The 14,178-nt window shown below is 54.1% G+C and carries 14 protein-coding genes; 7 read left to right on the top strand and 7 right to left on the bottom strand.

Annotated elements, in window-relative coordinates; translation table 11 throughout:
• Window positions 1–97 precede the first annotated feature (97 nt).
• Window positions 98–1,441: a glutamine synthetase family protein gene (locus DFP90_RS14240; protein ID WP_115937155.1), complete on the bottom strand. Its 1,344-nt coding sequence runs from the start codon at window positions 1,439–1,441 to the stop codon at window positions 98–100.
• Between the two features lie 117 nt (window positions 1,442–1,558).
• Between DFP90_RS14240 and DFP90_RS14235 the strand changes: the two genes are divergently transcribed.
• On the top strand, window positions 1,559–2,944 hold the full coding sequence (locus DFP90_RS14235; protein ID WP_115937154.1) for a glutamine synthetase family protein: 1,386 nt from the start codon (window positions 1,559–1,561) through the stop codon (window positions 2,942–2,944).
• A gap of 196 nt (window positions 2,945–3,140) precedes the next feature.
• On the opposite strand, the gene DFP90_RS14230 is transcribed toward DFP90_RS14235, so the two are convergent.
• A complete protein-coding gene (locus tag DFP90_RS14230; protein WP_147301017.1) occupies window positions 3,141–5,105 on the bottom strand; it encodes a hypothetical protein in 1,965 nt (654 codons plus the stop codon).
• A 242-nt stretch (window positions 5,106–5,347) separates the two neighbouring features.
• On the opposite strand from DFP90_RS14230, the gene DFP90_RS14225 reads away from it, so the two are divergent.
• Window positions 5,348–5,566 (top strand): hypothetical protein, encoded by a 219-nt coding sequence (locus DFP90_RS14225; protein WP_147301016.1) that lies wholly within the window; start codon window positions 5,348–5,350, stop codon window positions 5,564–5,566.
• A 58-nt stretch (window positions 5,567–5,624) separates the two neighbouring features.
• Here DFP90_RS14225 and DFP90_RS14220 read toward each other — a convergent pair whose 3' ends face one another.
• Window positions 5,625–6,221, bottom strand: coding sequence for a PEP-CTERM sorting domain-containing protein (locus DFP90_RS14220; protein ID WP_115937151.1), 597 nt, complete (start codon window positions 6,219–6,221; stop codon window positions 5,625–5,627).
• A 255-nt stretch (window positions 6,222–6,476) separates the two neighbouring features.
• Here DFP90_RS14220 and DFP90_RS14215 point away from each other — a divergent pair, with 255 nt between their 5' ends.
• A complete protein-coding gene (locus DFP90_RS14215; RefSeq protein ID WP_115937150.1) occupies window positions 6,477–7,262 on the top strand; it encodes a substrate-binding periplasmic protein in 786 nt (261 codons plus the stop codon).
• Here the strand turns inward: DFP90_RS14215 and DFP90_RS14210 are convergent.
• Both DFP90_RS14210 and DFP90_RS14205 read right to left on the bottom strand, forming a co-directional pair.
• Window positions 7,259–7,789, bottom strand: coding sequence for a hypothetical protein (locus DFP90_RS14210; RefSeq protein WP_115937149.1), 531 nt, complete (start codon window positions 7,787–7,789; stop codon window positions 7,259–7,261). The two genes, DFP90_RS14215 and DFP90_RS14210, sit on opposite strands and share 4 nt — an antisense overlap.
• Window positions 7,790–7,901: 112 nt before the next feature.
• Window positions 7,902–8,930 (bottom strand): GGDEF domain-containing protein, encoded by a 1,029-nt coding sequence (locus tag DFP90_RS14205; protein WP_115937148.1) that lies wholly within the window; start codon window positions 8,928–8,930, stop codon window positions 7,902–7,904.
• A gap of 161 nt (window positions 8,931–9,091) precedes the next feature.
• On the opposite strand from DFP90_RS14205, the gene DFP90_RS14200 reads away from it, so the two are divergent.
• The 4 genes from DFP90_RS14200 to DFP90_RS14185 all read left to right on the top strand — a co-directional run bounded on the left by DFP90_RS14200 (window position 9,092) and on the right by DFP90_RS14185 (window position 12,250).
• The gene (locus DFP90_RS14200; protein ID WP_147301015.1) at window positions 9,092–9,310 is read left to right on the top strand and encodes a hypothetical protein; all 219 of its coding nucleotides are present in this window, start codon (window positions 9,092–9,094) and stop codon (window positions 9,308–9,310) included.
• 93 nt (window positions 9,311–9,403) lie between these two features.
• A complete protein-coding gene (locus tag DFP90_RS14195) occupies window positions 9,404–9,925 on the top strand; it encodes a universal stress protein (protein WP_115937146.1) in 522 nt (173 codons plus the stop codon).
• A 47-nt stretch (window positions 9,926–9,972) separates the two neighbouring features.
• A complete protein-coding gene (locus tag DFP90_RS14190) occupies window positions 9,973–10,863 on the top strand; it encodes a cation diffusion facilitator family transporter (protein ID WP_115937231.1) in 891 nt (296 codons plus the stop codon).
• A gap of 85 nt (window positions 10,864–10,948) precedes the next feature.
• Complete coding sequence (locus DFP90_RS14185; protein ID WP_115937145.1) at window positions 10,949–12,250, top strand: mechanosensitive ion channel family protein; 1,302 nt, start codon at window positions 10,949–10,951, stop codon at window positions 12,248–12,250.
• 4 nt (window positions 12,251–12,254) lie between these two features.
• Here DFP90_RS14185 and DFP90_RS14180 read toward each other — a convergent pair whose 3' ends face one another.
• Together DFP90_RS14180 and DFP90_RS14175 are read right to left on the bottom strand one after the other, a co-directional pair.
• Entirely contained in the window at window positions 12,255–12,512 is a 258-nt protein-coding gene (locus tag DFP90_RS14180) for a hypothetical protein (protein ID WP_115937144.1), read from the bottom strand.
• On the bottom strand, window positions 12,509–14,077 hold the full coding sequence (locus DFP90_RS14175; protein WP_115937143.1) for a short-chain fatty acyl-CoA regulator family protein: 1,569 nt from the start codon (window positions 14,075–14,077) through the stop codon (window positions 12,509–12,511). The genes DFP90_RS14180 and DFP90_RS14175 overlap by 4 nt, the downstream gene beginning before the upstream one ends.
• Window positions 14,078–14,178 lie beyond the last annotated feature (101 nt).

The following is a 14,178-nucleotide window of genomic DNA, read 5'->3' as shown; positions in this document are numbered from 1 at the left end:
ACAAAACGATACCCCCAGCCCCGTTGAAACGGTGTAAAAAAAACGGCGACCAGTTACCGGTCGCCGCCTTAATCCCGCAAGGGCGCAATTTGTCACATCAGACATTCAGCAACAGATGCTGGCGCTCCCAGGAACTGATCACTTTCTGGAAGAGGTCGAACTCTTCATTCTTCACATCGGTGAGATTCTTGCAGAACCGTTCGCCCAGGATCTGTTTCAACGGTTTGCAATGGTTCATCTTATAAAGCGCGTCGGATTGATGGCGCGGCAGGTTGAAGGCCAGTCGATAGGCGTCACCGTCAATCGGCTTGGTCGGTTTACGCTTTTCCATCATCCCCAGATAACCACAGGCCAATGTGCCTGCCATCGCCAGATAGGGATTGCAATCAACCCCTGGCACGCGGTTTTCCACCCTCAGAGCCTTGGCGTCCGATCGCGGCACCCGCAGGCCAACGGTGCGGTTATCATACCCCCAATGGGTATTGATCGGCGCATCCGTATAGGGCGAAATCCGGCGGTAGCTGTTGATATTGGCACCAAAGAGCGGCATGCAAGGCGAAATATAGCGCTGCAATCCGCCGATATAATTCATCATGAATTTGGAGGGCCTGCCAGCCTTGGTCGCAAAGATATTCTCACCCGTTTGCTTGTCCACAATGGATTGATGGATATGCATGGCTGAGCCCGGCTCGTCGGCATGGGGTTTGGCCATGAAGGTAGCATACATGCCGTTTTTCAAAGCCGCCTGGCGCACGATCCGCTTCACCAGGAAGACCTGATCGGCCAGTTCCAGCGCATCACCATGGTTAAAGTTGAACTCCATCTGGGCGGAGCCCGCCTCATGGATCATGGTGTCGATATCCACATGCGCACGCTCGCAAAAATCATAAATATCCTCGACCACCGGATCAAATTCATTGGCCGCATCGATGCCATAGGCCTGGCGACCATATTCACGGCGGCCATTGACGCCAAACGGGGCTTCCAGCGCATGATCGGGATTGAGATTTTTATCGATCAGATAAAACTCCAACTCCGGTGCGACAACAGGCTTCCAGCCTTTTTCGTCATACATGGCCAGGATTTTCTTCAACAGGCTCCTGGGCGCGATATCAACGGGATCACCATTCATATATTCCGCGTCGCAAATAACCTGCGCCGCCGGATAATCATACCAGGGAACCACCCGCATGGTGGTTTCATCCGGCACCATCAGAATGTCGGTGTTGGTTTCTTCCACGGTAGAGGAAACATCGACGAAATCACCGGTGACCGTCTGAATGAAGACCACTTCCGGCAGGCGCAGACCCTTTTCCTCAATCCCTGACAGGAATTTCTTGGAAGGCACGATCTTGCCGCGCGCGATACCGGTGATATCGGGTACCAGGCATTCCACTTCCTCGGAATTATGCTCTGCTAACCAATCGCTGAGTATTGACATGAAGCCTCGAAAGGTTGTTTCTATTGTGATCACATTTTAGACGAACATGGAGAAAGGGCAATGGGGCAAAGCGTAAATTCCCCACTGGCCCATCAAAAAACAATCAGGTGACCCCATATGGCCGATCGTATTAATGCAGCTGAAATGCAAGAATTCCTGGATCAAAATCCGGATGTTACCGGAATTGACATGCTGATCCCCGACGCCAACGGCGTGATGCGCGGCAAGCGGATCGGTGTGGAAAGTGCCATGAAGCTGGTCACCGAAGGGGTGCGCATGCCCTTTTCCACCTATTTTTTGGATACGACCGGGCAAAATTGCGAAACCCTGCCTTATGGCACCAATGACGGCGATCCGGATCTGCCGGTTTTCGGCGTTTCCGGTACCATCTCCCAGGTGCCCTGGGCAACCTTGAACACTGCCCAGATCATCGGCACCATGGAAGAGGATGACGGTCGCCCATTCTTTGGCGACCCGCGCAATGTGCTGCGCAAAGCCCTTGAGCCGCTCAGCAAGATGGGCCTGACCCCGGTGGTGGCGGTAGAGCTGGAATTTTATCTGCTGGACACCGAGATGACGCCTGATGGCTACGCCCAGGTGGCGCAATCCGGCATCACCACACGACGTCAGACCATGACCCAATGTTATGGCATGGACGAGCTATATGAATTTGAAGGGTTCATCGCCGATATCGCACGCACCTGCCGGTCCCAGAATATCCCGGCGGACACGGCGGTGAAAGAATATGGCGCCGGTCAGTATGAGATCAACCTGCATCATGTGGGCGATCCGCTGAAAGCCTGTGATGACGCGATGATGCTGAAACGCGCGATCAAGGCGGTGGCCCGAAACCACGGCATGGTCGCCAGTTTCATGGCCAAACCCTTCGCCGAAACCGCAGGCTGCGGCTTGCATATCCATGTCAGCCTGGTTGATGAGGATGGCAACAACTATTTTGCCGGCCCGACCGACCCGGAAACGGGCGTGCCCATGGCCGCAACCCTGCGCCATGCTATTGGCGGCTTACAGGAAGCCATGGCGGAAAGCATGGCGATCTTTGCCCCGAACGCAAACAGCTATCGCCGCTTGCAGGCCGGTTCCTATGCGCCGATCAACACCGCCTGGGGATCAAACAACCGCACGGTTTCCCTGCGCATCCCCCATTGTGATGAGCGCTCTGTCAGGGTCGAACACCGGGTCGCCGGGGCCGATGCCAATCCCTATCTGGTGATGGCTGCGGTGCTGGCCGGCATCCATCATGGCCTGGAAAATGAAATAGACCCGGGCAAGCCGATCGAGGGCAACGCCTATGAGCAGATCAAGAATGATCTGCCGGTCCATTGGCACAGGGCGATCAATTTCTTCCGCGACGGCAAGATCCTGAAACCCTATTTGGGTGAGAAATTCAGCGACGCCTTTGAAGGCATCCGCCGGTTCGAAAGCGCGGAGTTTAACAAACGCATCCAGCCGCTAGATTACGAATGGTATATGCGGACCGTTTGATTTTAAAGGTTTTTTAGAGTCGAGCGGTCTCGTTTCAGACCATTATCTACACAAAAGTCTAAAACACGCTCCAGTTGTTCCCGGAGCGTGTTTTTTTCCGCATCCTCCAGAGAGCGCCCTGTCCAAAGCCTTAACCTCTGGAATGTCCGTTATGCAATCAGCTTCATGTTACCCCACCGACGCTCACGAGGGACAATCACTGAGGCAGCGTTCTGCATTTTCCAAACCATTTTCGGCATTCACCCGTGCCTGTGCCGTCGGGAAGGCAAACACCCTTTTCGCCTGCATTATAGTATATAGCCTCCGTTAGGCCGGTTTTGGTTTCATACCCGTCATTGAACAAAGAGCATGCGGCCGAAGTCCCGGATTCCGTTACGGGCATGCCAAACCATTTCCGGCAATTTCCTTGCGCCGTGCCATCGGGCACACAGGCTTGCGAACCTGCCACAGGGAAGAATACTGCATTGCTCGGGGTCGTCATATTGGTGTCTCCGTCATTGAAAACCTTAAAATTGACGGTTTCTCCATCTTGATTGACACGACATTCCCCAAACCATTTTCGGCAGGAGCCTGCAGCAGTGCCATCCGGCACACAGGCCTGGCCGGCGCTGTTGACGTATATTGCATCGCTCAATCCGCTTTTGTTCGAATATCCATCATCAAACACTCTGCAAAAAATGGGCTGGCTGGTTGGTGGCAGCGCCCCGCGCGCCGAGAGATAAACCTCAATATCCCATTGAGCAGCAGCATTGGTATTGGTTGAGGTTAACCCGACGGTTCCGTTTGAGGTATCCCTATTTAACCAAACATGTGCAGGATTGGATTCCGTTCCCATATTCTGCAGGGCATAGTTGCCGTTGGCTAATTGTGTGAGGGTCCATTTTGTCCCGGAATGATTTTCAATATCAGATACTAAACCAATATCACCAGTACCGGTCTGACCGTTTAACCAGACTGCGTCCGGGTTCACCAGGTTCCCCAAATTGGCAAAACTGAAGACACCATTGCCAAAGGCCTTCACCTGCCAACGGGTACCTGTATAGCTCTCGGTCGTTGCGGGGGCCATATCGACCGCCCCTGTTGTTGTCAGGCCATTCAACCAGACATCTGTATTACCGTTGCTGCCATCAACATTTTCAAGGGTGACAATATCCCCATCGGAGATCTCGCCAACGGACGCAATATTAAACTGACGAACATGGGATTGGATAAAGGACAAGGTGACCGGAATATTGCGATAATCCTGCCCGCCTTTGCCTTCATATACCGTGTTCGAAATACGCGCTTTGAACCCGGCTGATGAACCACCATCAAGATTCAGGATATTGGAAATGACAAAATCATCTGGCATGCCACAATTACTGGAGATCAAAGATTTAATTTTACCAATCAGATTTTTCAGTTGGTATCCATCCCGCTTGCCAGTAATCGCGCCTGCAAAAATCAAAAATACGGTCTTATTGTCTGGCTGAAAATCTAATACGGTTGCCGAGTCTTGCGCTATTCCGCCCATGGCAACCGCCATACGTGGCCTCTGTGTTGTCGGTTGAAGCTTTGCCCGTTTAGCTTTGCCAAGGGTTTCTTGTTGATTTTTGTATATCAAAACCCCGGAAACAACGGCATCCGGATGTTTAATACCCGATATGAATGCTGAGAAATCGGCAGCAGGGACAATTTTTGCAGACATACTCTGCTCGCCAGCAGCTTGATCAAAGAAAAATGCGATACTATCCGGACTGGTATTGGACTGCTCATTTATTTTAGTGGGAAAACCATAACTATTGGTGCTGCTATTCTTAAATTTTTGGCCTTTCTTTCCGATATAAACAGGGCCAATCGGTGTGCCGGCAGGAAATCCGTCCAAATCTCTTTTTGTGAAGAAATTTGCGTTAATCACGGCAACATCGCGTGTATCGTGGTGGAATTTGTTGAGGCCATCGACGGTATAGGTATAAACATTGCCGACGGAAACAGGCCTTCCATTATAAGCGTAATCGACGGCGGGCGTTGTCTCGTCCGTTCGAATTTTTAAAATCGTAATATTATCATCAGTTCCGCCGGGAGGCGTGCATCTTGTGATCCCGGTATAAGAAGAAGCGACACTTGTAACCGGCGCAAACATAAGCAACATCAAAGAAGCTGCCACAGCTGTTCTAATCATAGTATTGGTTCCCCTCAAATATTTCTCCCTATAATTGCAAAAGATTGCTGCAAAATCTGATTGCAAGTCAAATAGCTAACTAGTTGGATTTTCCGTGAATTACCGGCAAATGCGCTCTGATGAGTGGATCAATGATCCAGCCACCTGGACAAGGTAATTGAACGGGGCTGGATCGAAATGTATGAAAGCAACTTCGGCCTGGCTGGGCCTGCCTGTATCAAGTCTGTAGTTTTATGAAAAAAATGTCCGCTCAAGAACTGGTGGGGCGCTTCCGGATGGAAGATGGAATGCTGGCCCCGAATGATCATCTTTCGCTCAACCAAGCCGCTTCCATCGGAACCGTTGTCCGCAGCCTGGAACAGATCATGGTTCGGACCGCCAGGGGCCGGATGGTCATCACCACTGCCAAAAACAGCGCGGACAAGCGTCCGGACGCGACAGAACCGGCTCACCCCGGTTAAAGCAAAGGCAGACCGGCGACCGGCCTGCCTCTCCCTTGTCCGACAAAGCTGTCGGCAGTCAGGATTTGCGGCGGCGCAGCGCCACCAATCCAGCCAATCCCATCAACATCAGACCGAGGGCCGCCGGGGCAGGAACCTCTTCCGAACGCAACAATATGTTATCCATGGCCAAGCCGGCTTGATTATCGCCCGGTGACCAAGCGAGATAAAGCTCGTCAATCAGCACATCAAACTGGAAAGGATGGACCAGTTTCTCGAAAACATTGGTGGTCGGTATGTTGAAAGAGTAGCCATATTGGGTAACACCTCCCAATTTTCCGGTAACATCAAGGCGCGCGCCACTTGTAAACAGGCTCATGACCTCAACGGAGATGAAGCGGAACAATCCGCCGGTCACGACAACTTCGCCACCCCCTTGATTATTCCTGAAACTGCCGAAAATGGCGGGAACAGGTTTGCCATAACCGACATTATGGCCTTCCGACCAATTGCCGCCGGTGGCGGTTACCGTGTGACCATCCTGGGCGTGGCCGGTATAGGATGATCCATGCGCATTATTCAGCGGATCGAAATCGATCAATGCCGCTTGTGCCTGGCCCCCAAGAATAACGAAAACGAATGACAGGAATGCCAATAGGAATTTAGTGCGACTCATTTTTCTTCCCCCATGGTTGAAGACATTTTTGTCCCCTCCCACAGCATGTAACAGCAAGAATGAGACCACTCCGCATCTATTATTGTTTTCAAATAGTTAAATGATATCTTTAGGTTTGTTCTATTTATAGATGTAAAGTTAACCGACAATTCCCGCAGCCATAACATTCCCATTATGTGCAATTAGCGATAAGGGCTATATTACCTGGCAAAGGTCACAGCGCTATCTCCACATCCGAACGAAAGGATGGTTTGATTGAAAAGGTTTCTGCCGATTGTATTTGCCGGGTTGGCCTGGATTCCATCCCCTCTATTGGCCTGCCAAAATGTCTCTATTTCCACGCATCCTTTCATCCCGCCCTGGAGCTGGCTGCAGGGCGACCGTTTGGACGGGGTCGGGATCGAGATCACCCGGGACGTTCTGGACCGGCTTAAAATCCCCTATCAGGTCACCTATCTGGGATCCTGGAAACGGGTTCTAAAACTGGCGGAAACCGGCCATCTGGACATTGTGCCCAACGTCTTCAAAACACCCGAACGCCAAGAGTGGCTGATCTATCAAAACAGCCCTTTCAAAGCCGATGACGCCGTTGTTTTCAGCCGGCGGGATACCCCGTTCCCCATCACCAGCCTCAAGGATCTCGCGGGTTTGCGCGGCGGAACCACGGTGGGTGATTCCTGGGGCGCGGAGTTTGACCGGTTCCTGAATAAGCAGGGGGCGGAACGCGCGCCCACTGCCCAATCCCTGATGAAGATGCTGGCCCACCATCGGATCGATTATGCGGTCTATGCCGTCACCAGCGGGCGCGCCGTTGCCAAATCCATCGGTTTATCAGAGCAAATACAGCATCACCCCGCCCCCAGGGCATCGGAAGGGATGTATATCGGATTTTCCAAGAAAAGCTCCTGTGCGGGCATCGCACCGGCTTTCGAACAAGCGCTCGAGGCCTATCTCCGGGAGGCCCGGCAAGCAGGACAAATGGACCGGTTGATCGAGCGCAAGATCGAAGCCTGGGCGCAATCCGTTCAGGAAACCAACTAAGCCGCCGGTGCGAAACGGCTGCAATCCGCCAGCTTCAAGGCAAGATCAATCACTTCGCGAGCATGCTGTTTGGCATCTGTGATATCGCCATATTCCAGCAACCGACCGTCCGGCAGCGCGATCAGTGTTTTGCGTTTCAGATAGGCGCGATTATCCCGTATGACCTGTGTGAACAGACCGGAAAGGTCGGTCTGCAGGCGACCGATCTCAAACGGAATCACACCAAGTGAACGCCGCCGGGCCGGTTCTTCGGTGGACAATCCGACCAGCGCGATTTCCGCCTCTTCCAAAAGGCCGAAGGCCTGTTTCAAATCACAAACCTGTCCGGTACAGCCGGACAATTCCGGGTAGATCTCCCCGACACCGATCCCCGGATAGGCAAACACAACAGTCATGCGTCCCTTGACCTGGGTCTGTATGCCGTTGATGCGCAGGGTTTCACACATAAAATTCAGATCGTCCCGGCCAAGGATGCGCATGGATGACGCAGAGTCCAATTCCAATGAGGCCAATTCAAATTCAACCATATCCAAATGCCCTTTCTGATACGGGCGGCAATCCCCTTTGCCGATCCCACCTCATCAGAGCATTGGTATATTTTCAAAACAATGTTGATTATTTGAATTCTTTATCAAGAAATTAGGACTGCCCAAATTCCTCGATCACCGTCCTGTTCCGGCCCGCCTCCTTGGCCCGATATAGTCCGGCATCCGCCCGCCCGACAAATTCGGTCACCGGCTCTCCCAATTCATATTTCGCAACGCCGATTGAAACCGTGATCCGATCCGGACCGCTTTTCATTTCCGACAGTTGCAATCTGTGCTGGGATAGAGAATCGCGCAGACTCTCGCACTGGCTATAGACCTGATCCAACCTCAAATCCGTGAAAATCATGATGAATTCCTCACCGCCATAGCGACCCGGCATATGCGGTGCCTGCACCGCGTCTCCCAGATGGCTGGCCACCACGCGCAAAACCTCATCCCCGACCTGGTGTCCATGGGAATCATTGAACAATTTAAAATGATCTATATCCAGCATAGCCACAAACAATTGCTTGCCATGTTCCAATGCCTCCTGTGTTCTGTCGCGCAGCGCACGATCCACCGCCTTGCGATTGCCAAGGCCAGTCAAGCCGTCGGTCAGGGCTTCGCGGCTGACCTCCTGAAGGTTGGAACGCAGGGTTTGAATTTCCCGGGACGCCTCGCCCAGTTTGCTGGAAAGCGATGTATTTTTTTCCTGCAGGGCGCGGGCTTCTGAGGCAAGACCCGCGACGATTTTTCTGATTTCCCCAAGATCCTCGGAAGATTGCATGTCGTGCAGGCTGGAATCCATACTATCGCCAAAATCGCTGATCCCATCATTGGCGGTCTCCAGAAGCGACATCAGGCGGTCGATCTTGTCCGAGAGATTACGGCTGACCTCCTCGACACTCTCGTTATTATTGTCCGGCATAAAAAACCGCTCATACAGATCGTTATGGATCTGTTCGGTGATGCGCTGCTTATTGCTGATCAGAATATCGATCGCCTGAACCAATTCCGGCTTTTCACGGGAAAGATAGGCAAACCAGATGGCATACACCTGCGGTGTCGGTTTCAGTTTATATTCCTTGATGATCGTATGGACGTCGGCCGCGGTCGCAACAGCTCTGTCAAAATCATCCATGAAAGGGTTCTCCCCCTTTTTATCCAATATCTCGCACCAAGCCGTTCCTCATTCTAACGCCAATTCGTTAACGATTTCTTCGCGACCCATGAACCAATCCGGCAGATACTTGCATGACGGTGGCAAGCCTGCCATATGATAGCGCTAAAGGAGATACGGCCATGGCTGAACATTGGGTGAAAATAATGGAAACCGTTTCCGTACCGGACGTGCGGGAAGGCGGTGATTTTCCACTGAACCGCGGCACCCAGCTGATCGCAATCGGTGAAGAGGTTTGTGACTATGTTTTGCCCAATATCAAACCGCTGCCGCGTTTTCCAAGAAGCGTGCTCGACAGCCTTTGCGCCGAAGGCAAGGCGGAGATCCTCAAACAGCTTTGACCTGGCTCAACGAAGCTTTCACAAAACTGACCTAGAGTAACCCTCAACGGCCCGGAAAAAAGGCCGACCATTTATTGCAGAGGGATCTCATCGATGTTCAAGAATATCCTGGTTGCCACCGACGGCTCCGTACAGGCGCAAAAAGCGCTGGAGACCGCCAGTGATCTTGCCGCCCGCTATGAAGCAAAACTCACTATCATCCATGTGATGTTATTTGGGGAACAACCCAAGGCATTGCGGCATATGGCCGAGGTTGAGCATCTCAGCAAACTGCCGGTTTCAACCGCCATTTCGGGCGATTCCCTCACCGCAGCCGTGCGTGCGGATGGCGAAATCGCCGACCATCGCCTGGATCACGAAGCCCTTCATATGCTTTCAGAACGCATTCTGGAAGCCGCCGTGCGAACGGCCGAAAAGTCAGGTGTCGCCAATATCGCCACCCATTCCACCGACGGGGATGCCGCCAGCCGGATCTTGGCCTATGCCAGCCAGGTGGACGCAGATCTCATTGTCATGGGCAGCCGGGGCCTGGGCCGTCTGAAAACCCTGCTGGTTGGCAGCGTCTCGCAGAAGGTCTCCCAAATGGCGGAATGCGCCTGCATGACCGTCCGCTGAACCAGGACTATTCCGCCCGCTCCCTAAATCACGGTATAATCCCGGCCATGGATAAAAACATGCATGGTGCGAAAGGGTGGATGCGGGCGGCAACCTATGCCTCGACTGCAACGGCCCTGCTGCTGATCTCGTTGAAAGCCTGGGCCTGGGCCGCCACCGATTCCATCGCCATCCTTTCAAGCCTGATTGATTCCTTGCTGGACGGCTTTGCCTCGCTGGTCACCTTGGTGGCGGTGCATCACGCCCTGGTGCCGGCCGACCGGGAACATCGTTTCGGCCATGGCAAAGCGGAACCGTTGGCCGCGCTGACCCAGGCGACCTTTGTTACCGGTTCGGCCATTATCCTGGTGATCCAGGCCATGCGCCGCCTATTCAATCCTCCGGCCCTGGGTGACAGCCAGCAGGGTATTGCGCTCATGGCCGCCTCCATCCTGATCACCCTGGCTCTGGTTCTCTTCCAGAGCTTTGTTGTGAAAAGAACAGGCTCGGTCGCAATCCGCGCCGACCGATTACATTATTTGGGCGATTTGCTGCCCAATATGGCGGTGATCGCAGCCCTGGTCCTGGTGGGGATCACCGGCCTACACTGGCTGGATCCGCTTTTTGGCATGGCCGCGGCGCTCTATCTCTTACGCGGTGCCTGGATGACCGGGCGCGAGGCACTGGATATGCTGATGGACCGGGAACTCCCTGATGACATCCGAAATCAGGTTCGCGACATCGCCCTGGCCCAGGAAGGGGTTCTGGGTCTGCATGATCTGCGCTCCCGCCAGGCGGGCAGCACGTATTTTTTCCAGATGCACCTGGAACTTCCCGGCCATATGCCGCTGACCGATGCCCATGAAATAGCCGATCAGGTGGAAATCAAGATCCGTGACCGTTTCCCCGGCGCACAGGTTATCGTCCACCAGGACCCCCATGACATCTCACCCGCTTGACTGCCGCGCCTGTATTTCCCTGTCGCAATCTGGCGAATCTCGGCTAAACTGTCAGATAACAACAGAATTTTTGTGACAGGGATCGATGGAACTGCCATCCTATCAGTCATTGCAGGATCTATATTTCGCGGCCGAAGCCTGGTTCGTGACACATGTCCTCACATGGGGCACCGCCGCCCAGGCTGCCTTCATCCTGCTGGCCTTCGGCATTGCGCGGCTGATATCGCCCGCCATTCAACGGAAACTGAAGGCTAAACAATCCGATCTCAGCCTTTGGCCGTCGATCCGGCGTTTCTGCGCGCTATCGTCCGAACTGGCGCTGCCAGCCCTCTGGCTCATTTTACAGTTGGCCTCCCTTGTGCTGGCCACTGCGGCAGGCTTCCCGCCGCACCTGCTGGATATTGTGGCATCCCTATTGACCGCCTGGGTCGTGGTCCGGTTCCTGACCGGGATCATGCGCGCCGGATACTGGTCCCGCGTGGTGGCCTTTGTGATCTGGTCCATTGCGGCCCTGGATATTCTGGATTTGCTGGAAGCAACCTCAGCCATCCTGGATGATTTGTCCGTCACCTTTGGTGATCTGCGCCTGTCGGCCCTGAGCGTCGTCAAGGGATTGATCACCGCCGGGATCATGCTTTGGATCGCGACATCCTTGTCCAAGGTCCTGGAACAGCGCCTGCGCCAGACCCGCAATCTCAGCCCGTCACTGCAGGTTCTAAGCGCCAAACTGGCCAAGGTTCTGCTGTTTACCGTAGCGATCCTCGCCGTTCTCTCCACCATGGGTATCGACCTGACGGCCTTTGCCGTCTTCGGTGGCGCCATTGGTGTCGGTGTCGGTTTTGGTCTTCAGAAAGTTGTTTCGAACCTGATCAGCGGCGTGATCCTGCTGCTGGACCGGTCGATCAAGCCGGGTGATGTGATCGAGGTCGGCCAAACCTATGGCCGGATCAATTCACTGGGTGCGCGCTATGCATCGGTGGTGACACGGGACGGTATGGAATATCTGATTCCCAACGAGGATCTGATCACCCAGCGCGTGGTAAACTGGTCTTTCTCCAGCCCGGAGGTGCGCCTGAAAGTGCCTATCGGGATTTCCTATGATTCAGATGTGAATCTTGCCATCGAATTGGCCAAGCAGGCCGCCCATGATACCGAGCGTGTTTTGGACAATCCCAAACCCACCTGCCTGATGATGGGTTTCGGTGACAGCTCTATCGATCTTGAACTGCGTTTCTGGATCGAGGATCCGGCCAATGGCCTGGCCAACATGCGCAGCGCCGTGCTGCTCAAGATCTGGGAAAAATACCGGGAGAACGATATCTCAATCCCTTATCCCCATCGCGAAGTAATCCTCCGCAAGGAGCCCACCGCCGAAGGCACGGAATGAAGGCTCAACCAACCATCCCAAGCCCGCGGATCAAGGCTTGAAGATGGTCCGGATGGAACCAATCCGGATTGCGTAAGATCGTGACCCCGATCACCAGGCATAACAGACACCAGATCAGGATCCGTCGACTTTTCCGCTGTTTGTCAGGATCTGAATCCCGAAGCATCAGGATCGAATTACACAATCCGACAAAGCTCACCAGCGAGATGGTTCCCCCGGCAATCGAGACCCCGACCATATAAAGCGCCATCAAATCCTTCATTCCCCCTGCTCCGGATCAAATCGGGCATGCACCCTTTGCGCGCAGTCATCCCGGCTGCATTGCCGACAAGTGATGCCGATCGGCACCGCAACCCGGGCGCGCTCCACATCCATCCCATCCGCATAGACCATACGCCCGGCAAAGGCCGCGTCACAACCAATCATGATGGAATAGACACCGCTGGGTTCCCGGTAACCGCCGGAAGCCTTGGTTTCCGATTTGGCGATGAAGAGATAATTGGCCCGGTCCTGCGTTTCCACCAACTGTGTCACCAGTTTTTCCGGCGTCAGCAGAGCATGATGCACCGCCCATCGCGGGCAGGCCCCGCCATAGCGCGGCATTTGCAGGCCGCTGGCGGAAAAGCGTTTGGAAATATTCCCGGCGATATCGGTGCGCAGCAAATGAAAGGGAATGCCTTCCGAACCTGGCCGGCGCAGCGATGTCAACCGGTGGCAGACCTGTTCCCAGCTGGCGGCATATTGCTGTTGCAGCAATTCGATATCATGACGGGTTTCTTCTGCCGCGGCACGGAATTCTTCATAGGGCAGGATCAACGCCCCCGCAAAATAGCTGTGCAGGGCTTCGCGCGCCTTATGAATTGCTTCATCCGTGGTCAGGCGCGCGGCAGAGATTTGCGCATCCACCGCCTCTGTCGCATCAAGGCGGCTGACCAGCCTGGCGGCTTCAAAACGGCTGCTGGCCGGCGGCAGCCCTTTTGAGAGATAGAGCATCTTCCCCTCCGGTTCCCAGCGATAGCGCAGCGGCGCGATCTCCTCAGGCGCTACCCGTTTCACCGCCACCGAATGTTTCTTTTCCAAATAGCGGATCAGGTCTTCCAGATAGATCACATCGCCGCTCAGGATCCGCGGCCGCAATTGATCCGCGGCCCGCTCCAAACTTTCAAAAAAGTTGTTCTGGTCGTAGAGCAGGTCATCCACCTCGTCTGAAGGCGAGGCGGAGGCCCTGGCCGCTTCACGGCTGTTCAGGAAGGAGAACATTTCTGAGGCCACCTCGCTCAGCCGTTCGCTTTCTTCCGCCATCGAGCCCGTGAAACGCTCCCGATCGGCCGTTTCCAAATCACCATAGTCGCGCAAAATCTCGGCAAAAGAGCGGATCGAAGTAATCCGCGAGACCACACTATGGGCGGCATGGGCCAGGAAAGGATCATGGCTCAGCCGTTCCGAAAGCTGGTCATTTTGTTCCGCCGCCTGGCGATAGGCCCGATAAAGCGTCACCATGGCGGATGCCACGCCAGGTGCAACCCCCAATACCGTCGTCAGGTCCTTGAGTAACAGAGGGCTATCGGCAAAAAGCGGATCACCGGCCAACTCATCCAGGTCGGAGAGCACACGGTTTTCCTCGCTGCCAGTCAACTCAGCCGGCGGCAATTCCAGTGCTTCCGCCAGGCGCAGCAACACCGTTCCCCCGATTGAGCGCCGATTATGTTCAATCAGGTTTAGATAGGCAGGAGAAATGCCCGCCGCCTTGGCCAAGGCCACCTGGGTCATGCTGCGATCCCGCCTGGCCGTTCGGATCCGATGTCCGGTCAATGGTGCCCGTGCCATGCCGCCCTTTCCTGATGTTTTACATATTTACAAGTTATCACGGAATTTCGTAATGATGTTTACAATTATTTTGCTATTTTTCAAAGTCTTATTGAATCATT

The organism is Aestuariispira insulae, from assembly GCF_003385955.1.
In the GTDB taxonomy this organism is placed as follows: domain Bacteria; phylum Pseudomonadota; class Alphaproteobacteria; order UBA8366; family Aestuariispiraceae; genus Aestuariispira; species Aestuariispira insulae.
Note: the sequence above shows the minus strand (reverse complement) of the source record. Positions and strands in the feature narration are given on the sequence as shown.